The organism is Streptacidiphilus neutrinimicus (genome assembly GCF_000787815.1).
In the GTDB taxonomy this organism is placed as follows: domain Bacteria; phylum Actinomycetota; class Actinomycetes; order Streptomycetales; family Streptomycetaceae; genus Streptacidiphilus; species Streptacidiphilus neutrinimicus.
In genome coordinates this window covers 1-22,671 of the sequence record NZ_BBPO01000096.1, presented here as the reverse complement: position 1 = coordinate 22,671, position 22,671 = coordinate 1, and the positions used below count along the sequence as shown (strand labels likewise).

General features: G+C 72.6%; 26 protein-coding genes. 13 read left to right on the top strand and 13 right to left on the bottom strand.

The genetic code is table 11. The features are described from left to right. Together TR48_RS44595 and TR48_RS34450 are read right to left on the bottom strand one after the other, a co-directional pair. A partial coding sequence (locus TR48_RS44595) for a hypothetical protein (RefSeq protein WP_052443286.1) occupies nucleotides 1-558 on the bottom strand: 558 nt, incomplete at its 3' end. 477 nt (nucleotides 559-1,035) lie between these two features. After that, nucleotides 1,036-2,268, bottom strand: a complete 1,233-nt coding sequence (locus TR48_RS34450; RefSeq protein ID WP_052443285.1) for an MFS transporter — start codon at nucleotides 2,266-2,268, stop codon at nucleotides 1,036-1,038. Between the two features lie 354 nt (nucleotides 2,269-2,622). On the opposite strand from TR48_RS34450, the gene TR48_RS34445 reads away from it, so the two are divergent. Further along, nucleotides 2,623-3,966: an MFS transporter gene (locus tag TR48_RS34445; RefSeq protein ID WP_042374488.1), complete on the top strand. Its 1,344-nt coding sequence runs from the start codon at nucleotides 2,623-2,625 to the stop codon at nucleotides 3,964-3,966. Between the two features lie 55 nt (nucleotides 3,967-4,021). After that, entirely contained in the window at nucleotides 4,022-5,422 is a 1,401-nt protein-coding gene (locus tag TR48_RS34440; RefSeq protein WP_042374486.1) for a lipase maturation factor family protein, read from the top strand. Between the two features lie 52 nt (nucleotides 5,423-5,474). On the opposite strand, the gene TR48_RS34435 is transcribed toward TR48_RS34440, so the two are convergent. After that, complete coding sequence (locus tag TR48_RS34435; protein ID WP_042374484.1) at nucleotides 5,475-6,299, bottom strand: MerR family transcriptional regulator; 825 nt, start codon at nucleotides 6,297-6,299, stop codon at nucleotides 5,475-5,477. A gap of 186 nt (nucleotides 6,300-6,485) precedes the next feature. On the opposite strand from TR48_RS34435, the gene TR48_RS34430 reads away from it, so the two are divergent. Then, nucleotides 6,486-8,222, top strand: coding sequence for a carbohydrate binding domain-containing protein (locus TR48_RS34430; protein ID WP_042374483.1), 1,737 nt, complete (start codon nucleotides 6,486-6,488; stop codon nucleotides 8,220-8,222). 22 nt (nucleotides 8,223-8,244) lie between these two features. Here the strand turns inward: TR48_RS34430 and TR48_RS34425 are convergent, their stop codons facing one another. Further along, a complete protein-coding gene (locus TR48_RS34425; protein ID WP_042374482.1) occupies nucleotides 8,245-8,754 on the bottom strand; it encodes a hypothetical protein in 510 nt (169 codons plus the stop codon). Nucleotides 8,755-8,961: 207 nt separating this feature from the next. Between TR48_RS34425 and TR48_RS46905 the strand changes: the two genes are divergently transcribed. Beyond that, nucleotides 8,962-9,384, top strand: a complete 423-nt coding sequence (locus TR48_RS46905) for a chaplin (protein ID WP_063771125.1) — start codon at nucleotides 8,962-8,964, stop codon at nucleotides 9,382-9,384. Nucleotides 9,385-9,516: 132 nt separating this feature from the next. On the opposite strand, the gene TR48_RS34415 is transcribed toward TR48_RS46905, so the two are convergent. Next, nucleotides 9,517-9,762 carry a chaplin gene (locus TR48_RS34415; protein ID WP_042374480.1) on the bottom strand — a complete coding sequence of 82 codons (246 nt, stop codon included), beginning with the start codon at nucleotides 9,760-9,762 and terminating at the stop codon, nucleotides 9,517-9,519. 352 nt (nucleotides 9,763-10,114) lie between these two features. Here TR48_RS34415 and TR48_RS34410 point away from each other — a divergent pair, with 352 nt between their 5' ends. The 4 genes from TR48_RS34410 to TR48_RS34395 all read left to right on the top strand — a co-directional run bounded on the left by TR48_RS34410 (nucleotide 10,115) and on the right by TR48_RS34395 (nucleotide 11,640). Continuing rightward, nucleotides 10,115-10,357, top strand: coding sequence for a chaplin (locus tag TR48_RS34410; protein WP_042374479.1), 243 nt, complete (start codon nucleotides 10,115-10,117; stop codon nucleotides 10,355-10,357). 210 nt (nucleotides 10,358-10,567) lie between these two features. Beyond that, nucleotides 10,568-10,807, top strand: a complete 240-nt coding sequence (locus tag TR48_RS34405; RefSeq protein WP_042374478.1) for a chaplin — start codon at nucleotides 10,568-10,570, stop codon at nucleotides 10,805-10,807. 68 nt (nucleotides 10,808-10,875) lie between these two features. Continuing rightward, the gene (locus TR48_RS34400; protein WP_042374476.1) at nucleotides 10,876-11,121 is read left to right on the top strand and encodes a chaplin; all 246 of its coding nucleotides are present in this window, start codon (nucleotides 10,876-10,878) and stop codon (nucleotides 11,119-11,121) included. 129 nt (nucleotides 11,122-11,250) lie between these two features. Then, nucleotides 11,251-11,640 (top strand): hypothetical protein, encoded by a 390-nt coding sequence (locus TR48_RS34395; RefSeq protein WP_042374474.1) that lies wholly within the window; start codon nucleotides 11,251-11,253, stop codon nucleotides 11,638-11,640. A 113-nt stretch (nucleotides 11,641-11,753) separates the two neighbouring features. Here TR48_RS34395 and TR48_RS34390 read toward each other — a convergent pair whose 3' ends face one another. Continuing rightward, a complete protein-coding gene (locus TR48_RS34390) occupies nucleotides 11,754-12,431 on the bottom strand; it encodes a hypothetical protein (RefSeq protein WP_042374471.1) in 678 nt (225 codons plus the stop codon). Between the two features lie 264 nt (nucleotides 12,432-12,695). Here TR48_RS34390 and TR48_RS34385 point away from each other — a divergent pair, with 264 nt between their 5' ends. From TR48_RS34385 to TR48_RS34375, 3 genes are all read left to right on the top strand, one after another. Next, nucleotides 12,696-13,034 carry a hypothetical protein gene (locus tag TR48_RS34385; protein WP_042374468.1) on the top strand — a complete coding sequence of 113 codons (339 nt, stop codon included), beginning with the start codon at nucleotides 12,696-12,698 and terminating at the stop codon, nucleotides 13,032-13,034. A 115-nt stretch (nucleotides 13,035-13,149) separates the two neighbouring features. After that, nucleotides 13,150-13,488: a hypothetical protein gene (locus TR48_RS34380; protein WP_042374466.1), complete on the top strand. Its 339-nt coding sequence runs from the start codon at nucleotides 13,150-13,152 to the stop codon at nucleotides 13,486-13,488. A gap of 68 nt (nucleotides 13,489-13,556) precedes the next feature. After that, nucleotides 13,557-13,898 carry a hypothetical protein gene (locus TR48_RS34375; protein ID WP_042374464.1) on the top strand — a complete coding sequence of 114 codons (342 nt, stop codon included), beginning with the start codon at nucleotides 13,557-13,559 and terminating at the stop codon, nucleotides 13,896-13,898. An 89-nt stretch (nucleotides 13,899-13,987) separates the two neighbouring features. Here the strand turns inward: TR48_RS34375 and hemB are convergent, their stop codons facing one another. The 7 genes from hemB to TR48_RS34340 all read right to left on the bottom strand — a co-directional run bounded on the left by hemB (nucleotide 13,988) and on the right by TR48_RS34340 (nucleotide 21,181). Next, entirely contained in the window at nucleotides 13,988-14,974 is a 987-nt protein-coding gene (gene hemB, locus TR48_RS34370) for a porphobilinogen synthase (protein ID WP_042374462.1), read from the bottom strand. Between the two features lie 137 nt (nucleotides 14,975-15,111). After that, the gene (locus tag TR48_RS34365) at nucleotides 15,112-16,794 is read right to left on the bottom strand and encodes a bifunctional uroporphyrinogen-III C-methyltransferase/uroporphyrinogen-III synthase (RefSeq protein ID WP_042374461.1); all 1,683 of its coding nucleotides are present in this window, start codon (nucleotides 16,792-16,794) and stop codon (nucleotides 15,112-15,114) included. Beyond that, nucleotides 16,791-17,780, bottom strand: coding sequence for a hydroxymethylbilane synthase (gene hemC / locus TR48_RS34360; protein ID WP_042374493.1), 990 nt, complete (start codon nucleotides 17,778-17,780; stop codon nucleotides 16,791-16,793). Before hemC ends, TR48_RS34365 begins: the two co-directional genes overlap by 4 nt. A gap of 14 nt (nucleotides 17,781-17,794) precedes the next feature. Next, the gene (locus tag TR48_RS34355; RefSeq protein WP_042374460.1) at nucleotides 17,795-19,102 is read right to left on the bottom strand and encodes a glutamyl-tRNA reductase; all 1,308 of its coding nucleotides are present in this window, start codon (nucleotides 19,100-19,102) and stop codon (nucleotides 17,795-17,797) included. After that, nucleotides 19,099-19,935 (bottom strand): redox-sensing transcriptional repressor Rex, encoded by an 837-nt coding sequence (locus tag TR48_RS34350; protein WP_042374459.1) that lies wholly within the window; start codon nucleotides 19,933-19,935, stop codon nucleotides 19,099-19,101. The genes TR48_RS34355 and TR48_RS34350 overlap by 4 nt, the downstream gene beginning before the upstream one ends. Nucleotides 19,936-20,036: 101 nt before the next feature. Then, nucleotides 20,037-20,765: a 3'-5' exonuclease gene (locus tag TR48_RS34345; RefSeq protein WP_052443284.1), complete on the bottom strand. Its 729-nt coding sequence runs from the start codon at nucleotides 20,763-20,765 to the stop codon at nucleotides 20,037-20,039. Between the two features lie 137 nt (nucleotides 20,766-20,902). Continuing rightward, entirely contained in the window at nucleotides 20,903-21,181 is a 279-nt protein-coding gene (locus TR48_RS34340; RefSeq protein ID WP_042374489.1) for a glutaredoxin family protein, read from the bottom strand. A gap of 94 nt (nucleotides 21,182-21,275) precedes the next feature. On the opposite strand from TR48_RS34340, the gene TR48_RS34335 reads away from it, so the two are divergent. Both TR48_RS34335 and TR48_RS34330 read left to right on the top strand, forming a co-directional pair. Beyond that, nucleotides 21,276-22,142 (top strand): HAD family hydrolase, encoded by an 867-nt coding sequence (locus tag TR48_RS34335; protein WP_042374458.1) that lies wholly within the window; start codon nucleotides 21,276-21,278, stop codon nucleotides 22,140-22,142. Between the two features lie 343 nt (nucleotides 22,143-22,485). Next, on the top strand, nucleotides 22,486-22,671 hold a 186-nt coding region (locus TR48_RS34330), incomplete at its 3' end, for a hypothetical protein (protein ID WP_042374457.1).

The following is a 22,671-nucleotide window of genomic DNA, read 5'->3' as shown; positions in this document are numbered from 1 at the left end:
CAGGGACCACTCGGCGAAGGTCGGCTTGATGGTCTGGATCAGGCCGTAGGTGCCGCCGTAGAGGGCCTGGTTGCCGTCCCAGTGGTTCTCGGCGCGGGGGTTGCCGGAGGACTCGGTCATCGCGCGGGCCTTGATGGAGGCGGCCGAGGGGACCTTGTCGCCGTCGGCGCGGAGGATGTCGCGGGCCTGGGCGATCCAGCCGTCGAGGTTGTTCGCGTAGGTCTTCTTCGCGGGAGCCGCAGGCTTGGCGGGCGCGGGCTTGGCGGGGGCGGCAGGCTTGGCGGGCGCGGGCTTGGCGGGGGCCGGCTTCGCCGGGGCGGGCTTGGCAGGCGCGGGCTTGGCCGGGGCGGGCTTCGCGGGGGCCGGCTTCGCGTCGGTCTTCGGGTCCGTCTTCACTGCCGCCTGCTGGGCAGTGTGCTGGGCCGGGGCCGCGTTGTCCTTGGGCGCGGCGTTGGCGGGGATCGCGTGCTGGCCGACGAACGCGGCGGCGGCGACGCAGGACGCCATCAGGACGTTGGCGGTGAGGCGGGTGCGGGTACGGGGAAGGCCGAGACGCATGTCACTCCAGAGGTCGGGTGCGGACGCGCCGCTCCCCGCCCGCGAACAGGGCGGGCGGGCAGCAGGGCAGCGCCGCTCGGGGAACTGGCTGGCTGTTCTCGACACGGCCGACGCACACACGCGCTGCAGGCTCTTCGGTCGAGCGTGTTCGCGGGGCTGATCCGCCGGGCTCCGGGGTTCTGCACCGGGCCCTCTCGCGGCGCTGGATTGCTGCCGCGTTCCGCTGAACGGTCTCCACGTTCACACGACCGTCTCGACAGGGGCAAGAAATATCGGCCCTAAGTGGTTTAAGCCACAAGAAGTCGGATTAATCTGAGCAAACGCCTGCGATTCCAAGGAATATGCGCAAATCGGCTCTATTGAGCCGCGGACGGACCCCGCCCGCACCGGCCCGAACCCCCGAACGGGGTCCGGGCACGGTGAGCCCCGTCACGCACGGAGCAGGCCGAGCTCAGCCTCGCGGGGCGGTGACGCGGCTCACGCCGGGGAGCTCTCGCGGTGAACCCTTCCCCGCCGCCGGAGCGCGGACCGCCCGGTGGGCGCGAGCGCGAGCGGGACCAGCGCGACGAGCGGCAGCACGACACCGCAGGCGAAGATCCCGCGTGCTCCCGTCGGGGCCGCGACCAGCAGCCCGGCGAGGGCCGAGCCACCCGAGACGCCGAGGTTGAACGCCGTGTTCACCCATGCCCCGCCCTCCGTCCGGGCGCCCTCGGGCACGAGCTCCTCGACCAGGAGATACGCGGTGATCAGCACGCAGTCGGTCGCCGCGCCGTCGAGGAGGAGCCCGGCCGCCGCGCCCGCCCGGGAGAAGCAGAGCGCCACGAGCGCCTGGGCTCCCGCCGCCGCGACGACGAGCCAGGCCAGCCGCCGGTGCGGCGAGCGCCGCCAGGCGCGGCGGCCGTAACCGAGGCCGCCCAGGACCCCGCCGACGGAGACGAGCACCTCCAGCGGCCCGGCCGTGCCCGCGCCCCAGGCCGCGACGCAGGCCAGTGCCGCCCCCGCGCACGTCGCGCCGACGGTGGCGACCGCGAGCAGCACGGACGCGAACGCCGCCGAGCGCAGCGGCACCCGTGGTGCGCCGGGGGACGCCGCGCCGCCCTCGGCGCGTGGGACCGGACCGCCGCGGAAGACGGCCGCGAGGGCGAGGAAGCCGAGGGCGAAACAGGCCGCGCACAGGCCGAGTACGACGGGCGCGGCGAGGACCGTCAGCGCCGCACCCGCGATCGCCGGGCCCAGCGCGAAGACGGTGGACTCCGCCACCGCGTCGAGGCTGAGCGCCGCCTGCCGCTCCGTGTCGGAGCGGGCGAGCGCGCCGAGGCGGACCCGCAGCAGGGGGCCGACGGGCGGCGAGAACAGACCCGCCAGCGGTGCGAGCAGGGCGGCGCCCCAGCCGACCCGGAGGCCCGCGAGCAGGGCGAGCGCTCCGAGCAGGGCGGCGAATCCGGCGGCGAGCCAGGGCAGGGCGGCGGGCCGGCGCTCCACCAACCGCGCACGCGCGGGCAGGAGCATCGCGCCGACCAGCGAGTAGGCGCCGACGGCCGCGCCGGCGAGGGCATAGGAGCCGCCCGCGTCGCGCAGGGCGAGCAGCAGCGGCAGCGGGTGGAGGCCATAGGGAAGCCGGGCGAGCGCACCGGCGGCGAACAGGCCGCGGGCACGCGGCAGGGCGAGGACGGCGCGCAGCGAGGCGCCGCCCTGGGCGGGGCGGGACATGGGAACTCTCCAGGCGTGGAGTGGCGCACGACGGAACGACGACGAGGCACGCGGCGCGCGAGAAGGGGCGCGGCGTCGGCGTTCGGTCTAGTGCGGCCCGGAGAGATGCATGGAAGGGATGGTAGCGAACCGTCCATGACATCACATCAGCTTTACCGCCCCGGGCGGACCAGGCAGGCCGGGCAGGCGGACTGGGCAGGCGACCCGGGCAGGCGACCCGGGCAGGCGGACGGGGCAGGCGGACTGGGCAGGCGGGCCGGGCAGGCGGACGGGGCAGGCGGACGGGGCAGGCGACCTTCGCCCGCAGGAAAACCCCGTAGGCACGGCGGATCCCGGTTGCTAGGTTCGGACCCCATGACGAGCGGGGTGGACGAGGGCGTAAGAAGCGGGGAGCGGGGTGAGGGAAGCCCCCGCCTCGGGTCGGCCTTCGCCAAGCTGTGGGGTTCCAGCACGGCGTCCGCCTTGGGGAGCGGCCTGACGACGATCGCCACACCGCTGCTGGTCGCCTCGCGGACCAGCGATCCGCTGATCGTGGCCTCCGCCTCGGCCGTCGCCTGGCTGCCGTGGCTGCTGTTCGCGCTGCCGGGCGGGGTGCTGGTCGACCGGGTGGACCGGCGGCGGCTGATGGTCACACTGGACTGGGCGCGGTTCGCTGCGATGGGCGTGCTGTCGCTGACGCTGCTCACCGGCCATCCCAGCATCGCCGTGCTCTACACGGTGCTGTTCCTGATCAACACCGGCGAGGTGGTGTTCCGCTCGGCGGCCCAGTCGCTGGTGCAGACGGTCGTGCCGCGGCCGCTGCTGGAACGGGCCAACGGCTGGCTGACGGGCGGCGCCACCCTGATGCAGGGCGTCCTGTCCGGCCCGCTGGCCGGCCTGCTCTTCGCGGTCACGGCGGGGCTGCCGTTCCTGGTCAACACGGGCACCTATGCCGCGAGCGCGCTGCTGATCGCCCTGGTGGCCGGCTCGTTCCGCCCGGACGTCGGCACTCCCGACGACAGCCACGGCAGCACCCCGGGCGACAGCGACAGCGGCACGCCGGGCGCGGCGCGGCGCTCGGTGCGGACGGACATGATCGAGGGCTTCCGCTGGCTGATGCGCCAGCGCCTGCTGCGCACCATGGCCGTGCTGATCGGCCTGCTCAACGTGACCCTGACCGCCGCCGTGGCGGTGCTGGTGCTGCTGGCCAAGGAGCGGCTGCACCTCGGCTCGGTCGGCTACGGCCTGCTGTTCTCCTGTATGGCCGTCGGCGGGATCGTCGGCTCCGCGATCGGCGACCGGCTGGTCGCCTGGTGCACCGCCACCTGGACGATCCGGATCGGCCTGCTGATCGAGGCCGGGATGCACCTGGCACTGGCCGTCTCGCACAGCGCGTGGTTCCTCGGCTTCATGCTCTTCGCGTTCGGCGTGCACGGGGTGCTGTGGGGCATCGTCGCCAACTCGCTGCGGCAGCGGATGACGCCGCCCGAGCTGATGGGCCGGGTCAGCAGCTCCAACCTGTTCGTGGCGGCGGGCGGCAACTGCGTCGGCGCGCTGCTCGGCGGCGGCCTCGCGTCGCGGTTCGGGGTGGCCGCGCCGTACTGGGTGGGCTTCGTGGTCGCGGTCGGCGTCGTCGCGGCGACCTGGCACGTCTTCGACCGCGAGTCGGTCGCCGCCGCCTACGCGACGGACCCGGCCCAGGAGTCCGCCGCCGCGTGAGGCCGGGTGAGGACGGCCGCGTGAGGACGGCGCGGATCTGGTGCATGGTGAAGCCATGCAGTGGTTGGACGCGACCGGTGGCTGGCTGGGCCACGCCTGGCTCGGGAGGCTGCTGTTCCAGCGGGCCCTCGCGGGCGTCTACCTGGTGGGCTTCCTCACCGCCGCGCGGCAGGGCCGGGCCCTGCTGGGCACGGACGGGCTGACGCCCGTCCCACGGTTCCTGGCGCACCGCGGGTTCCGGCAGTCGCCGTCGCTGTTCCACTGGCGGTACTCCGACCGGCTCTTCGCCGCCGTCGCCTGGACGGGCTGCGCGCTCGCGGCCGCGGTCGCCGCGGGGGCGGCGGACGCGGTGCCGCTCGGGGCGGCGATGGCGATGTGGGCGCTGCTGTGGGCGCTCTACCTCTCGATCGTCAACGTCGGGCAGACCTGGTACTCCTTCGGCTGGGAGTCGCTGCTGCTGGAGACGGGCGCGCTGGCGGTCTTCCTCGGCAACGACCACGTCGCGCCGCCGATCACGACCCTGCTGCTGATCCGCTGGATCCTGTTCCGCGTCGAGGTCGGCGCGGGACTGATCAAGCTGCGCGGCGACCGCTGCTGGCGGGAGCTGACCTGCCTGTACTACCACCACGAGACGCAGCCGATGCCGGGCCCGCTCAGCTGGTGGTTCCATCGCCTGCCGCGCCCGCTGCACCGGGTCGAGGCGGGGGCCAACCACGTGGTGCAGCTGGGCGCGCCCTTCGCGCTGTTCCTGCCGCAGCCGGGCGCGACGGTGGCGGCGGGGCTGGTCGTGGCGACCCAGCTGTGGCTGGTCCTGTCCGGCAACTTCGCCTGGCTGAACTGGCTGACCATCACGCTGGCGCTGAGCGCGGTCAGCTCCGGCGCCGGGCGCGCGTACCCGGCGACGCCGCTCTGGTTCCAGGTGCTGGTGCTCGGGTACGCGGCGCTGGTGCTGGCGCTCAGCTACCGGCCGGTCCGCAACCTGCTCTCCTCGCGGCAGATGATGAACGCCTCCTTCGACAGCCTGCACCTGGTCAACACCTACGGCGCGTTCGGGAGCGTGACGCGGCTGCGGCACGAGGTGGAGCTCGAGGGCAGCGCGGACGGGCACACCTGGCTGGCCTATGGCTTCCGGGGCAAGCCGGGCCCGGTGCTCCGCCGGCCGCGCCAGTTCGCGCCGTACCACCTGCGCCTTGACTGGCTGATGTGGTTCGCCGCGCTCAACCCCGGCTACGCGCGCGGGTGGCTGACAGCGCTGCTGCGCAAGCTGCTGGCCGGTGACGCGGCCACGCTGCGGCTGCTGAGGCGCGACGGCAACCCGTTCCCCGACGCGCCTCCGGCCTTCGTCCGGGCGACCCTCTACCGCTACCGCTTCACGACCCCGGCGGAGCGGCGCAGCACGGGAGCGTGGTGGCACCGGGAGTTCGTCGGGTCGTACCACCGGACGCTGTCGAGGTGACGGCCGCCCGCCCCGGCGGCGCCCGCCCCGGCGGCGACTGCCGCGGCGGCGGTCACTTCAGCGGCCATTGGATCTCGGTCACCCACTCCTCCTGGGGGCCGCAGGAGTTCAGGTAGAGCTCGCGACCGAGGCGGTCCGCCCGGTGGCCGCCGGACTCGATCCAGCGGGCGAGCGTCTGGACGCTGGCGAGGACGCCGTCCATGGATCCGTGGTGGACGATCGTCGCCGCGCGCTCGACCGCCGGGAGGTCGACGACGTCGACGCCCGGGAGCTCGCCGGGAGCGAGCGCGACGGGGACGCCGGCATGGACGACGATGCCGTCGCCGAGCTCGCCGTCGCCGTCCTGCTCGTACCAGGCGATGTCCGGACCGGCGGGCTGCACGCCGGCCGCGCCCAGCTTCTCGTGCAGCCCGCGGTAGAGCGGACCGATGACGGGACCGATGTGGCGGGGGTCGAAGCTCTCGGCCAGGCCTGTGACGACGGCCAGCCGGGCGGCGGGGAGCGACTTGAGGACGACTTCGGCGGTGGGCATGAGCCCCTCGCTTTCGATGGTGCGGAGCCTCGTCTCGACCTGGGCGAGCCGCGCGGTCGCGGCGGCGACGGTGTCGGCCAGCTCGGCCCGTCGCAGCCGCAGCATGCCGCGCAGCTCCTCCGGGCCGACCTTCGCGCCCAGGACCTCGCCGACCTGCTGCAGGCTGAAGCCGAGATCCTTGAGCGCGATGACACGGTTGAGGCGCGACAGCTGGGCCGCCTCGTAGTACCGGTAGCCGGTGAACGGGTCGACACGGGCCGGCCGCAGCAGGCCGAGGGCGTCGTAGTGCCTCAGCATGCGGACCGACACCTGCCCCAGCCGGGCGAAGTCCCCGATGGTGAACATGACCTCTCCAGTAACGGGTCTCCCACTGTGTGAGGGTCAAGCCCGTTAATTGTTAGGACTCTTGACAGTTATATGGTCCAGACCAATCATTGGCAGGGCCCGAACACAGCACACTCGAACACAGCACAGTCGGACACAGCACAGCCAGACACGTCACTGCACCACTCCACCCCACGGGAGTCCTGCATGAGATCAGTCCGTGCCCTGCTCACCGCGGCGCTGCTCGGCGCCGGGCTGGCCGCGGTCGCCGCCCCCACGGCGCACGCGGCGAACACGCCCGTCCCCGCGCACGTCTTCTCCCCCTACTTCGAGGCCTACAGCGGGGACAACCCCGCGACGCTCTCGTCCGAGTCCGGCGCCAAATACCTGAGCATGGCCTTCATCCAGGCCGCCGCCAAGGGCTCGTGCACCGCCTACTGGGACGGGGACACCAGCCAGCCGATCAGCTCCTCGACCTTCGGCAGCCAGATCGCCTCGATCCAGGCGAGCGGCGGCGACGTCGTTCCCTCCTTCGGCGGTTACACCGCCGACGACACCGGCACCGAGATCGCCGACAGCTGCACCGACGTCAACTCCATCGCCCAGGTGTACGAGAGCGTCATCACCACCTACGGCGTCACCCGGATCGACCTCGACACCGAGGACAACTCGCTGACGAACAGCGCCGGCATCGACCGCCGCAACAAGGCGATCGCGCAGGTGGAGTCGTGGGCCGCGAGCACCGGGCGCACCGTCCAGTTCTCCTACACCCTGCCGACCACCACCAGCGGCCTGGCCGCGAGCGGCCTCGCCGTGCTGAAGAACGCGGTCCAGAACAACGCCCGCGTCGACGTGGTCAACATCATGACCTTCGACTACTACGACGGCGCCACCCACGAGATGGGCACCGACGCGGAGAACGCGGCCACCGGCCTGGAGGGCCAGCTCGCGCAGCTGTACCCGTCCAAGAGCGCCGCGCAGCTGTGGAACATGGTCGGCATCACCATGATGCCGGGCATCGACGACTACGGCGCCGCCGAGACCACCACCGTGGCCGACGCGAAGAACGTCGAGAGCTGGGCCGCCGGCAAGGGCCTGGCCGAGCTGTCCTTCTGGGCGCTGGAGCGCGACAACGGCGGCTGCCCCGGCACGGGCGGCTCCGACACCTGCTCCGGCATCAGCCAGAACACCTGGGACTTCAGCCACGCCATGGAGCCGTTCACCAGCGGCGGCGGGCAGACCCAGAACGACTTCTCGCTGAGCCTCAGCCCCTCCTCCGCTTCGCTCGCCCAGGGGGCCTCGGCGACGGCCACGGTCTCCACGGCGGTCACCTCCGGCAGCGCGCAGAGCGTCAGCCTGAGCGCGAGCGGCTCGCCCTCCGGCGTCAGCGTCTCGTTCAGCCCGGCCTCCGTCACCGCGGGCGGCTCCAGCACGCTCACCGCGACCGTCGGCTCCTCCGTCGCCGCGGGGACCTACCCGATCACGGTCACCGGCACCGCCGCCTCCGGCAGCCACAGCGCCACCTACTCACTGACCGTCACCGGCACCAGCGGCGGGGGCGGCGGCAGCCTGGTCAACGGCGGATTCGAGACCGGCAGCCTGAGCCCGTGGACCTGCCAGAGCGGCAGCGGCGTGGTCTCCTCCCCCGTCCACAGCGGCAGCCACGCGCTGGCCGTCGCGCCGAGCTCGTCGACGACGGGCGAGTGCGACCAGTCGGTCACCCTCCAGCCGAACCACAGCTACACGCTCACCGGCTGGGTCCAGGGCTCCTACGCCTACATCGGCGTCAGCGGCGGCGCGAGCGCCAGCACCTGGTCGTCCGGCAGCGGCTGGAACCAGCTGACCGTGCACTTCACCACTGGCAGCAGCGGCACGGTCACCGTGTACGTGCACGGCTGGTACGCCCAGGGGAACGTCTACGCGGACGACTTCAACCTGGCGTAGCGGGAGCTCGCGGGAAGGCCGCTCAGTCCGCGAGGACGGGGACGTCGATCCTGACCATCCCCGCGATGCCGAACTGCAGCATCACCGGAACGGTGCCGCCCGGCTTCAGGGCGGCGCCGTTCGTCAGCACGATCCTCGGGCCGTTCGCCGCACCGAAGGAGGCGGTCGAGCCGGAGGCGATCAGAACGCCGGCGACCGACTTCGCGTTCTCGGTCGTGCCGTCCAGCGTGGCCACCTTGCCCTGGATCGCTGCCAGGGCGAGGTGCTCGGTCACCGGGCCGGAGTTGGTCACGCCCATCTCCAGCTGCGCGCCGCCCGGCGCGCCGAGGTGCACCGCCGCCTTGGCGACCCTCAGGTCGACGTTGCGGCCCTGCACCGAGTAGTCGGTGCCGTCCGCGCCCACCGAGACCGAGGACTGCGCCGTGCCGGGAAGCTCCCGCTGCACCCCGCCGCTGGCGCAGCCGGAGAGGGCGAGCGCGGCGGACAGGGCCAGGACGGGAAGCGCGATCGCGGCGCGGAGACGGTGACGCATAGCAGCATTATCGCCACCCGCCCACGGCCCCCCTGCGCCCGGGGTCCCGCTACGGGCGGGCGTCCGGACACACAGGTCCGGACGGGCGACTTGGCGTCGCGCCGACCGGGAAGGGCCGGCGAGGAGGCGCAGAGTGAAGCTGTGCACACGAAGGGCGACCGGGGCGCGAGCACGGCCCGGCGCCACCGACCACAGCAAGGAGCAAGCATGCGCAAGCCCTCACGGCTGGCAGCCGCCGGGGTCCTCGCGGCAGGTCTGGTACTCGGCGCCTGCGGCGTGGCGAGTGCCGACGCCACCGCGAACGGGGTGGCGACCAACTCGCCGGGCTTCCTTTCCGGCAACCTCGTGCAGATCCCCGTCCACATCCCGATCAACCTCTGCGGCAACAGCGTCAACGTGGTGGGCGCCGGCAACCCGGCGATCGGCAACACCTGCGTCAACGGCCACGAGGTCGACGGGGGCCACATGGCCTGGCAGCACCACGGGTGGATGCAGCACCACGACGACGCGGCGAACGGCCAGTCGGCCACCGACGACTCGGCGAACGGCCAGTCGGCCACCGACGACTCGGCGAACGACCAGGCCGCGACCGATGGAACGGCGACCGACGGAAGCCAGGACTGCGATTGACAGCCGCCCCGCCTCCGGGCGACACCGCGCGCGCTGACGCGCCGTCACCCCCGATAATACGCATCGGCCCTGCTCCCGATCATGGAGCAGGGCCGATCCGTGTGCTGCGGCCGTGCCGCGCTGGCCCTGAGGTCAGCCGACGTTGGCGCCGTGGTTGCCGAAGGCCGGGTTCAGCAGGCCGATCACGTTGGCGGAGTTGCCGACCACGTTGACCGGGATGTGGACCGGCAGCTGCAGCTCGTTGCCGCTGACCGCACCCGGGGAGTTCGAGGCGTCGCCGCAGGCGTGGGAGCTTGCGAAGGCGGCACCGGCACCGGCCGCGACGACCGCACCGGCGGCGGCGGAGGCGACCAGGGCGCCCTTCAGAACGTTCGACATGACTCTCGATTCCTCGCACATGTGGACCGCGCCACCGGGCCGACCGGAGACGGGGCCCGCGGTCTCCGAACCGCAGGCACCGAGCCCAACGAGGCCGATTCTCGCCCGTCACCGGCCATGTACGACATTCACCCGGACGATGGATTCAGCCGAGAATGCGCCCATTCGAGTGGAGCTGGAGTTGACCCATGTCCTCGTGAGCAGAGGGTCGTTGGAGAGTCCGGATGAACAAGAGCGGAACACGGCGAACGCTTTCCACCGGATCGAATTCCGATTCGCACCGGAACAGCGAGGCCTGACCGCCGATCCCGAGACCTTCGTACCAAGAGATTCACGAGAGGGGACACCTCCCATGCTCAACACCAAGCGCGGCCTCATGGTCACCGTCGCCGCGGCCGGCCTGCTCGCCGCCGGTGGTGGCGTCGCGGCAGCCAGCAGCACCGCTCAGGGCGCCGCGGCCAACTCCCCGGGCTTCCTGTCCGGCAACCTGGTCCAGGTCCCGGTCCACGTCCCGGTCAACCTGTGCGGCAACACGGTCAACGTGATCGCCCTGCTGAACCCGGCGTTCGGCAACCACTGCGCCAACGAGGGCTGATCTCCGCCCTCGGAAGCGTGGGGCCCGGCCGCGACGAGCGGTCGGGCCCTTCCTCCATCGAAGCGATGTGCGATCGGCTGTCCGAGTGGTCGTTCGAGTCGGCTCGTGACCGGGCCGCCCGGCGCTCGTTTCGTCTTGCGGCCCCTCCTTTTTCGGAGGGGCTGAAAGAAACGCAAACCAGCAAATCCTAGAGATCGAAGGATTCCCATCATGAGCAAGGTCATCAAGGCCGCCGCGCTCGGCGCCGCCGCCGCTGCCGTCACCCTCGTCGGCGCGGGCGTCGCCTCCGCCGACTCCACCGCGAACGGCATCGCCAGCAACTCCCCGGGCTTCCTGTCCGGCAACCTGATCCAGGTTCCGGTCCACATCCCGGTCAACGTCTGCGGCAACACCGTCAACGTGATCGGCCTGCTGAACCCGGCCTTCGGCAACACCTGCGTCAACAAGTAAGGAACGCCCGCTCGCTCGGCGAGCACTCGGGCGTTCCAGCTTCAAGCGTTCTAGATAGGAGATTCACCGTGCGTACGCTCAAGACCGTCGGCGCCGTCTCCCTCGCCTCCGTGGGCCTGGTGGCAGGCGCCGCGGGAGCCGCCTCGGCCGACGCCGGCGCGGCCGGCGCCGCAACCAACTCTCCCGGCGCCGTGTCGGGCAACGCGGTCCAGGTCCCGGTTCACATCCCGGTCAACCTCTGCGGCAACTCCGTCGACGTGATCGGCGCCCTGAACCCGGTGTTCGGCAACGGCTGCGAGAACGCGCCCTGCTGACGCCCTGCTGACCCTCACCCAGCAATGCGGGTCCGCCGTGTCCCCCGCGCCTCGTCGGTGCGGGGGGCTGCGGTGCGCCCGTCACCGGATCACATCACCGGACTGATCACCGGATCGGGAGACCCTGAAATGAACACGGCCCGCGCAGCGGCGTTCGGCACGCTCCTTCTCTCCGTGGCCGGCCTCGTCGCCGCCTCCCCCGCCCAGGCGGCCGACTCGTCCCCGGCGGCCGGCACCGCCTCCGGCGCCGTGCCCAAGGCGGCCTTGCAGCCGCTTGCCGTGGGCCCCACCGTCACCGGGCTGACCACCGCGGTCCCGAACGTGGTCCGCCCCGCGAAGGACTTCCGGCTCGACCCGCTGGCCAACTCGGCCGCCGACCCGCTCAACAACGGCGTCGCCCTCAAGCCCGACCAGGGCGGGCCCGTCTCCACGCAGCCGGTCACCTCCGGCCTGAGCAACGGCGGCGGCCTCAGCAGCCTGCCTCTGGTCGGCGGCGCGGCCGGTCTGCTCCCGGGCTGAGCCCGCCCCTCGCCCACCCATCCCGCGGCGTTCCTGGCCACGCGGACATCCGCCGGTCCTGCCCACTCCTCCTTCGGCAGGACCGGCGGATTCTTGCTGCGGTGCTCCCGCCGTCAGCCGCGCGCGGCGTTCAGAGCGCCCTTGGCGCTGGCGACGACGTCCTGGACCGGCTGGACCAGGTTGGCGTCCGGGCTGCGCTGGTCCAGCGAGAGCTGACCGCCGGGCGCGCTCTGCACACGCGGCGGGGTGACCTCGGGCTGGAGCCGGGTGAGGTCGAGCTGCGGCAGCTGCGTGTTCGTCGTCGGCGCCTCGTAGGGCAGCGAACGGCCCTGGTAGGTGACCGGGTGGCCGACGCCGAGGGCGGCGCTGACGGCCTTGAGCGGCGCGGCCGGGACCGCCAGCCGCGCGCCGCCGTCGTGGACGGCGCCGTCGGCGGCCGGCATCGGGGCGGTCAGGCCGAGCTCCGGCGTGCGGTCGGCGGAGCCGAGCGCGGGCAGCAGCGGGTCGGGGATCAGCGTGTGCTGGTCCCGGCCCTGCACCGGCGGCTGCAACGGCAGGGCAGGCACCCTGCCCTGCAGGCCGCTGTCCGAGTGCTGCCCGGTCACGTGCTGCACCAGCGTGCCCATCGGCACCGCGAAGGGCACGTCCATCCGGCCGACGCTCTGCTCGAGCGCCTCCTGCTGCTGCGGGGAGAGCGGCTCCGCCTGCGCGCTGGTCGCGCTCACCGCGGCCAGGACCGGCGCCGCGCAGGCCGCCAGGGCGACGGCCGTTCCGCGGAGGGACTTGTTCATGGTGAGGCTCCTGGGTTGGGGCAAGGGTCGAGGGCGATTCAACAACGCCGAAGGGGTGGAGATTTCAGGAATCCACCCGTACGGCCCAGCATCCCCGGCTGAATTCCCTCCACCGCCCACGAATTTCCCTCTTGTGAGTGAGTTCCGGTCATCCGCGTGTGTCACCGGATTCCCTCGATCGGAGTCGCAACCAGGTTGCCTCCGCACTCGTTGGTTTGTGTGCCAGCACGACGGATTGATAGGTGTTCAGAAAGGCGCGCAGCAATGCTCAAGAAGTCCTTTGCCGGTGTCGGTATGGCCGTGGCCGCGTTCGCGGCGACGGTCACCCCCGCGATGGCCATCGGCAACGCGGACGGCATGGCCAGCTCTGTGGAGGGCCCGGGCGGCACCAACGTCACCGGCACCTGGGGTGACGACAGCCCCAACTTCCACTTCCTGGACAACCCGAACATCTGCCTGCCCGAGATCCACCACGTCCAGGTCGGCCTGGTGCCGATCCAGGCGGACGTGCCGATCGGCAACCAGCAGCTGCACCAGACCTGCAACGTCGGCCAGGCGACCCAGTCCACGGGCGACGGCGCGGCCTCGCACCTGATCGGCTGATCGGGCTCCACCGCAGTACCGGCAGCACCCGCAGTCCGCACCACCCGCAGTCCGCAGTACCCGCAGTACCCAGTTCGACCCGACTGATCTGAACCGACTCACCAGGAGAAATCCCGTGATCAAGAAGTCTCTGGCCGCCGCCGGCCTCGCCGCCACCGCGCTCGCCGTGACCGCCGCTCCCTCCTTCGCCATCGGCGACAGCGACGGCGCCGCGTACTCCACCCAGGGCGCGGGCGGCACCGACATCACCGGCACCTGGGGCAACGGCAGCCCGAACTTCCACACCGCGGACAACCCGAACGTCTGCCTGCCGGAGATCCACCACGTCCAGGTCGGCCTCGTGCCGATCCAGGCCGACGTCCCGGTCCTCAACCAGCAGGGCCACCAGATCTGCAACGTCGGCCAGACCACGCAGACCTTCGGCGACGCCCCGCTGAGCCACCTGATCGGCTGACCTTCCCCGATCGGTCACCGATCGGCGGGCCACGCCCACCCCACGCGGACAGAAAAGAGAACCACCCCATGCTGAAGAAGGCCCTCGCCTACGCCGGTGTCGCGGCTGCCGCGATCGCCGCCACGGCGACGCCCGCCTCGGCCATCGGCGACACGGACGGCTCCGCCGTCTCCACGCAGGGCGCCGGCGGCACCAACGTCACCGGGACGTGGGGCAACGACAGCCCCAACTTCCACTTCCTGGACAACCCGAACATCTGCCTGCCCGAGGTCCACCACGTGCAGGTCGGTCTGCTGGTCCCGGTCCAGGTCGACGTCCCGGTCGGCAACCAGCAGCTGCACCAGGTCTGCAACGTCGGCCAGGCGACCCAGTCCACGGGCGACGGCGCGGCCTCGCACCTGATCGGCTGACACCCCGCACCACCCTGACCCTCCGGAGTTCGACGAGCAGGGCCCGGGAGTCTTCGACTCCCGGGCCCTGCTTGCTCGTTCGGAGCTGATCAGCGCTCGCGCAGGCGCTGGGCGGCCTCGACGGCCCAGTAGGTGAGGATCTGCTCGGCGCCCGCACGGCGGATCGAGGTGAGGGTCTCCATGATCATGCGGTCCCGGTCGATCCAGCCGTTGGCCGCGGCGGCCTCCACCATCGCGTACTCGCCGGACACCTGGTAGGCGGCGACCGGCACCGGGCTGTGGTCCGCGATCTCGCGCAGCACGTCCAGGTACGCCATGGCGGGCTTGACCATGACCAGGTCCGCGCCCTCGGCGACGTCCAGCTCCAGCTCGCGCAGCGACTCGCGGGCGTTGGCCGGGTCCTGCTGGTAGGCCTTGCGGTCACCCTTGAGCGAGGAGCCGACGGCCTCGCGGAACGGGCCGAAGAAGGCGGAGGCGTACTTCGCGGTGTAGGCGAGGATGGACACGTCCTGGTGCCCCGCCTCGTCCAGCGCCTGGCGGATCACCGCGACCTGCCCGTCCATCATCCCGGACGGCCCGACCATGTGGACGCCGGCGTCGGCCTGGACCCGGGCCATCTCGGCGTAGCGCAGCAGGGTCGCGTCGTTGTCGACGCTGCCGTCCGCGGCGAGGACGCCGCAGTGGCCGTGGTCGGTGTACTCGTCCAGGCAGAGGTCGGACATGATCACGACCTGGTCCCCGACCTCCGCGACGACGTCGCGGATGGCCTGCTGCAGGATCCCGTCCGGGTTGGTCCCCTCGGACCCGACGGCGTCCTGCACGGCGGGCACGCCGAACAGCATGATCCCGCCGACGCCCGCGGCGGCCGCCTCATGGGCGGCCTTCTTCAGCGTCTCCCGGGTGTGCTGGACCACGCCGGGCATGGAGGCGACGGGGACCGGCTCCTTGATCCCCTCCCGCACGAACATCGGCAGGATCAGCTCGGCGGGGTGGAGCCGAGTCTCCGCGACGAGCCGCCGCACGGCGGGAGTCACACGAAGTCGCCGAGGACGGATGTACGGACGCTCGATTCCCATGACTGCGCTCCTTCAGTTGCACTACCCAGGGGCGCGGGGAACTGCGCGAGCAACCACCGGCATGCGGACGGCCCTGTTCGTTCGGGGACTCCCCACAGCGGGTGGCGTGTCGTGCAGTTCCCGGCGCCCCTGAAGGTCTATCGGGCCTTGCGACGCGAGCCGGGCCGTCGCTCGGAGGGGCGGTACACCGGCTCGCCCGCTTCCAGCGCGGCGTCCCGGCGCGACGCGCCGAACTCGGCGAGGGCCTCGGCGAGGGCGTGGACGGACGGCGCCGGGGCGAGGACGTCGACGCGGAGGCCGTGCTCCTCGGCGGTCTTCGCCGTCGCGGGGCCGATGCACGCGATCACGGTCACGTTGTGCGGCTTGCCCGCGATGCCGACCAGGTTCCTGACCGTCGACGACGACGTGAAGATCACCGCGTCGAAGCCGCCGCCCTTGATCGCCTCGCGGGTCTCCGCCGGCGGCGGCGCCGCGCGGACGGTGCGGTAGGCGGTGACGTCGTCGACCTCCCAGCCCAGCTCGACCAGGCCCGCGATCAGCGTCTCCGTGGCGATGTCGGCGCGCGGCAGCAGCACCCGGTCGATCGGGTCGAAGACCGGGTCGTAGGGCGGCCAGTCCTCCAGCAGGCCGGCCGCGCTCTGCTCGCCGCTCGGCACCAGGTCGGGCTTGACGCCGAAGTCGACCAGCGCCTTGGCCGTGGTCTCGCCGACCGCCGCGACCTTGATCCCCGCGAAGGCGCGGGCGTCCAGGCCGTACTCCTCGAACTTCTCGCGGACGGCCTTGACCGCGTTGACCGAGGTGAAGGCGATCCACTCGTAACGGCCGGTCACCAGGCCCTTGATGGCGCGTTCCATCTGCTGCGGGGTGCGCGGCGGCTCGACGGCGATGGTCGGGACCTCGCTCGGGACCGCGCCGTAGCCGCGCAGCTGGTCGCTGAGCGCGCCGGCCTGGTCCTTGGTGCGCGGGACGAGGACGTTCCAGCCGAAGAGCGGCTTGGTCTCGAACCAGGACAGCTCCGCCCGGTGCTCGACCTGCTCGCCGACGACCACTATCACGTTGCTCGCCGGGTCCACCGGCGCCGAGACCGGCGAGGGGAGGACCTTGGCGGTCTTCAGCTCCGAGGCGATCGTGCCGAGCGTGCCGCACCAGGTGCGCTGACGCGTCGTCGTGCCCTCAAGGGTGACCGAGACCGGCGTCTCCGGCTTGCGGCCGTTGGTGATCAGGGACGAGGCCGTGGACGGGATCGAGCCCAGGACGGTGCGCACGACGAGCGTCGACTCGCAGGCCCCGAGGTCGGCCCAGGCCGACTCGGGGAGCAGGCCGCCCGCGTCGACGAAGCGGACGTCCGCGCCGCGCGCGCCCGCGCGCAGCGGGACTCCGGCGTAGGCGGGGACGCCGACCGACTGGGCGATGCCGGGAACGACCTGGAAGGGGACGTGCGCCTGGGCGCAGGCCAGCATCTCCTCGGCGGCGCGGCCGTCGAGGCCCGGGTCGCCGTCGACGGTCCGCACGACGTGCTTGCCGCTGCGGACCGCGCCGAAGAAGCGGGAGACCGCGGCACCGCCGTCACCGCCCAGCACGCCGCCCTCGTCGAGGACGAAGGCGTCGGAGGCTTCGGCGGCCTGGTGCATCTCCACCTGCTCGGGGCAGTGGGCGCGCACGGCCGCGGCGGTGAGCGGGTCGGCCACCAGCACGTCGGCCGAGGCGAGCACCTCCACCGCACGCAGCGTCAACAGGCCGGGGTCGCCGGGGCCGGCACCGAGGAAGGTGATCTGGCCGACGGCGCGACGCGGGTTGTCGGGACTGGCGGTGGGGCTCACTTGGCTCGCTCCCCCATGAGACCGGCCGCGCCGGCGGCGAGCAGGCGCGCGGCGAGGCCGCGTCCCAGCTCGTCGGGGGCACCGTGGCCGGTGGCGGACAACTGCACGACGGTGTCTCCGTCGACGGTGCCGACGACGGCTCTCAGTTCGAGCTCGTCCTCGGCGTTCCCAGGGACGCTTGCGGGGTTCGGGCCGGCCAGGGCGCCGACCGGCGCGGAGCAGCCGGCCTCCAGGGCGGCCAGCAGGGTGCGCTCGGCGGTGACGGCGGCACGGGTGGGCGCGTCGTCGAGGGCGGCCAGAGCGGCGGCCAGCTCGGGGTCGCCCGCGGCGCACTCGATGGCGAGGGCGCCCTGGCCGGGGGCCGGCAGCATCACCTCGGTGTCGATGATCTCGGTGGCCTCGGAGAGGCGTCCGAGACGGTTCAGACCGGCGGCGGCGAGGATCACGCCGTCGAGGCGGCCGTCGCGGACGTAGCCGATGCGGGTGTCGACGTTGCCGCGGATCGCGACCGTCTCGAGCGCCAGGCCCTCGGCGCGGGCCCAGGCGTGGAGTTGCGCCATGCGGCGCGGGGAGCCGGTGCCTATCCGGGCCGGGTGGGCCGGGTCTGCCTTCTCCAGCAGCTCAGACAGGGTCAGCCCGTCGCGGGCGACGATGGCGTCGCGCGGGTCCTCGCGCCGCGGCACGGCGGCGAGGACGAGCCCCTCCGGCGCGGCGGTCGGCAGGTCCTTGAGCGAGTGGACGGCGAAGTCGATCGTCCCGGCGAGCAGCGCGTCGCGCAGCGCCGAGACGAAGACGCCGGTGCCGCCGATCTGCGCGAGCGCCTCACGGGAGGTGTCCCCGTAGGTGGTGATCTCGACCAGCTCGACGCGGCGGCCGGTGGCGGCGGCGACGGCCTCGGCGACCATGCCGGACTGGGCCATCGCCAACGCGCTGCGCCGGGTGCCGAGCCGCAACGGTGGGAGCTCTTCGGTTGGGGGCTGAGTCATGCTCGTCTGACCCGTCATGAGATCATCCTGGTGGTGCTGACGGCCTCAACGGCCATGGGATCGAGGTCGAACAGTTCGCGCAGCGCCTCGGCGTAGGAGGCCCCGCCGGGCTCCCCGGCCAGCTGCTTGACGCGGACGGTGGGCTGGTGGAGCAGCTTGTCCACGACGCGGCGGACGGTCTGCTGGATCTCCGCGCGGGTGCGCGTGTCCAGCTCGGGGAGGCGTCCGTCGAGACGCTCCAGCTCGGCGGTGACCAGCTCGGTGGCCATGGCGCGCAGGGCCACCACGGTCGGGGTGATCGCGGCCGCGCGCTGGGCGGCGCCGAAGGCGTCGACCTCCTCGCCGACGATGCGGCGCACGGCGTCCACGTCGAGGGCGCCGGAGTCGGCGTGCTGGGCGGCGGTGGCGAGCGTCTCCAGGTCGACCAGGTGGACGCCGGGCAGCACGTGCGCGGCCGGGTCGACGTCGCGGGGCATCGCGAGGTCGAGCACGGAGAGCGGGCCCGCGAAGGCGCTGCGCTTCTCGGCGGCCAGGGCGAGGTCCTCGGCGGTCAGCACGATCCCGGCCGCCCCGGTACAGGAGATGACGACGTCGGCCTCGGCCAGCGCCGTGCCGACCTCGTCGAAGGGGACGGCCCGGCCGCCGAGCTGCTCGGCGAGGCGCTCCGCCTTCTTCTGCGTGCGGTTGGCGATGACCAGCTCGGCGACGCCCTCGCGGGCGAGGGTGGCCGCGGCGAGCGAGCTCATGGATCCGGCGCCGACGACGAGCGCGCGGCGCTCGGCGACGGGCCCGGCGACGGCGGCGATCTGCTCCAGGCCGAAGGTGACCAGGGTCTGGCCGGCCTTGTCGATCGCGGTCTCGCTGTGCGCGCGCTTGCCGACCCGAAGGGCCTGCTGGAACAGCTCGTTGAGGCCGCGGGCCGCGGTGTGCTGGTCCTGCGCGAGGTGCAGCGCGTCGCGCAGCTGGCCGAGGATCTGGCCCTCGCCGACGACCATCGAGTCCAGACCGCAGGCCACCGAGAAGAGGTGGTGCACGGCGCGGTCCTCGTAGTGCACGTAGAGGTGCGCGGTGAGCTCGTCCAGGGCGACGCCGGAGTGTTCGGCGAGCAGCGTGGACAGCTCGGCGACACCGGCGTGGAACTTGTCCACGTCGGCGTAGAGCTCGATGCGGTTGCAGGTGTTCAGCAGGGCGGCCTCGGCCACCGGCGTCGCCGCGGCGGCGGCGTGCAGCAGCCGGGACGGCTGGTGCCCGGTCAGCGCGGCGCGCTCCAGCAGGCCGACCGGCGCGCTGCGGTGGCTCAGTCCCACGACCAGCAGGCTCATCCCGCCGCCTCCTCGTACTCCTGGCCCCGCTCGTGCCCATGGCCGCGCCCCGGTCCCACGGCGCGTCCCGGAGTGGAGACTACTGCGGCGGCGGGGGCGGGAGGGGCCTCCGCGTCGGCGCCCTCGTCCTCGTCGCGGTACTCGTCGCCGGCCTTGCGCTGCTCGTGGAAGGCGAGGATCTGCAGCTCGATGGAGAGGTCGACCTTGCGCACGTCGACGCCGTCCGGCACGTTGAGCACGGTCGGCGCGAAGTTGAGGATGCTGGTGACGCCAGCGGCGACGAGGCGGTCGCACACCTGCTGGGCGGCGCCGGGCGGGGTGGTGATGACGCCGATGGAGACCCGCTCGGAGCGGACGATCTCCTCCATCTCGTCGGTGTGGCGCACCGGCAGGCCGGCCACCACGTTGCCCGTGATCGCCGGATCGGCGTCGAGCAGGGCGGCGACGCGGAAGCCGCGGGAGGCGAACCCGCCGTAGTTGGCGAGGGCGTGGCCGAGGTTTCCGATGCCGACGATGACCACGGGCCAGTCCTGCGTCAGGCCCAGCTCGCGGGAGATCTGGTAGACGAGGTACTCGACGTCGTAGCCGACGCCGCGGGTCCCGTAGGAGCCGAGGTAGGAGAAGTCCTTGCGCAGCTTGGCGGAGTTGACCCCGGCCGCGGCGGCGAGCTCCTCCGAGGAGACGGTGGGCACCGAGCGCTCGGAGAGGGCGGTGAGGGCGCGCAGGTACAGCGGCAGCCGGGCGACCGTCGCATCGGGAATACCCCGGCCCCGGCTGCGGCGAGTGCCCGCGGCGGGGTTGGGGTTGTGCTGAGTGGATCGGCCAGTTGCCACGGTGCTCCTGAGGGTGAAGCTGGGCTGCGAACGCCAGGCTATGTCTTTGTGAACGCGTGCACAAAGATGGTGTCCGTTTTGTCCACCAGGAGTGATGCGCATCACGCCCACGTCCCGGGAACCGCGGTGCTGACTGCGGAAACGCCGTACGGTACGGCGCACGGTACGCCGTACGCCTCGAGCGCCGGGACAGCGGAACGATTCCGCGTGTGCGGCGCGGCGGCCCGGCGGCGCAGCTTCGGCCACGCGGTGCGCTGCGCCTGCTCGACCGCCGCGCCCACCGGCTCGACGCCGCCCGCGGGCGTGGACAGCGCGCGACGCAGCAGCCGCGCGGTCGCGCGGGCGTCGCCGAGGGCGGTGTGCGCGTCGAACTCCGGCAGCCTGAACGCCTCGGTGCAGGCGAGCAGCGAACGGCCGGCGAGCCGGGCGCCGAAGACACGCTCGGTGAGCGCCATGGTGCACAGCGTCGGGACATCCGGCACCGCCACCCCGATCCGGGCGAACTCCCGGGCCAGGAACCCCAGGTCGCAGGCGACGTGGTGACCGACCAGCACCCGGCCGCGCAGCAGCTCCGCCAGGTACGGCGCGATCTCGCGGAACGCCGGCGCGCCCGCGACGTGCTCCTGGGCGATGCGGTGCACGGCGGTCGGCCCGACGGGACCGCCGGGATCGATCAGGGTGCTGAACTCGGCCTCGACCCGCAGCAGGGGGTAGTCGAGCAGGACGACGCCGACCTCGACCACGCGGTGCCGCCAGGGGCTGCGCCCGCTCGCCTCGACGTCCACCACGGCGAACCCGCGAGCGGGCGGCGGTGCGGACGGGGACTGCACGGGGGCTCCTTGTCGGTCGTCCCCCCACGGCACAAAACCCCTCGATGGTAAGCGCACCAACGGCGGGCGCCTACATCGTCATAACGGGGTGAACCGGACATATCTTCCCCCGCCGGTCCGGTTTGAAGGCGCAATCGTTATGCGCCCAGCGCCTTCCGCAGACGCACCGGGTCGACCTTCCAGAAGTCGTGCTGCCTGCCGTCGATGAGGGTGACCGGGATCTGCTCCCAGTACTTGCGGAACAGCTCCTTGTCCTCGTTGATGTTCAACTCCTCCACCGCGAAGCCGAGCTCGTCCGCGAGCCCGAGGACGACGGCGCGGGCGTCGTCGCACAGATGGCAGTCGGGCTTGCCGATCAGCGTCACCACGTGGTCGGCGGGCTGCTTGGCGCTGCGGCGCGGAAGAAGTGGAGCCATGGCCATATTGTGGACCTCCGGAGCAGCCATGAGTTAACTCCCCCTCCACGCTGCGGATACGAGTTTCCGGCCGGTATCTGGCTATGCTCGCGGCATGGCCAGGCAGCGGAACACCACGCGGCTCGCGGGCGAAGCCTCCGCGGAGGCAGCCGCGGAGCAGGAGCGACCGACCCGGGATCTCTCGGTCGACCCCGAGGCGGGCGCGTTCTTCGACTGCGACAACACGATCATGCAGGGCGCGGCGATCTTCTACCTGGGCCGGGGCCTCTACAAGCGCAAGTTCTTCTCCACCCGGGAGTTGGCCCGCTTCGCCTGGCAGCAGGCGTACTTCCGGCTGCACGGCGCGGAGAACGCCGGGCACATGGCCGACGCCAAGGAGAGCGCCCTCTCCATCGTGCAGGGCCACCGCGCGGCGGATCTCGAGGCGATCTGCGAGGACGTCTTCGACGAGTTCATGGCCGAGAAGATCTGGCCCGGCACGCGGGCCCTGGTGCAGATGCACCTGGAGGCGGGCCAGCGCGTCTGGCTGGTCACCGCCGCCCCGCAGGAGGCGGCCCGGGTCATCGCCGCCCGGCTCGGCATGACCGGCGCGCTCGGCACCGTCGCCGAGACCATCGACGGCGTCTACACCGGTCGGCTGGTCGGCGAGCCGCTGCACGGCCCGGCCAAGGCCGAGGCGGTCAAGGCCCTCGCCGTCCGCGAGGACCTGGACCTGGCGCGCTGCGCCGCCTACAGCGACTCCGCCAACGACATCCCGATGCTCTCCCTCGTCGGCTACCCCTACGTCATCAACCCGGACGCCGAACTGCGCCGCCACGCCCGGCGCAACGGGTGGCGGGTGCGGGACTTCCGCACCGGCCGCAAGGCGGCCAAGGTCGGCATCCCGGCCGCGGCCGGTCTCGGTGCGGCCGCGGGCGGCACCGCCGCGGCGGTCGCCATCTACCGCAACCGGCGCCGCTGAGCGGCCCCGACGGGCCCCGGGGAAGCGCTTTCGGCGCGCTGAGCGCCCTGCATGCCAACTGACCGGTTCTGACCGGTCCTTGCTCGCGCGTATGCGCGGGATTCTGCCGAGACGCGCCCGGGAAGCTTCCGGAATCCGGTCAGCCCCGGCCTGGCGCGGATCAACTCCGACCAGAGGTCCGGCAACCGGGCGCGCCAGAGATGGTCACATTCTGCCACTGGGAGGTAACAGATGTGACTGAAGCGGTGAATTTGGCAACTGGGTGTAGCTGTTGTTGCACGAAGCGTTATCCTCGTGCAGCGGTCCCCACCCTGCACACCACAGTCCTGCCTCTGGGAGTCCCGTGTACCCACACGTCCGTGACGACGCCGGCCTGACCCTGCTGCGCAGCCTGGTGCGTCGGGAGCAGTTGCTCCCGACGCCTGTTCTCGCGGTCGCGGGCGGCCCGGTGGTCGCCCCGCTCGCGCCCCTGCCGACGCCCGTCGTGCTGCGCACCCGCACCACGGCTGCCGCGCGCCCGCGCGCCGGC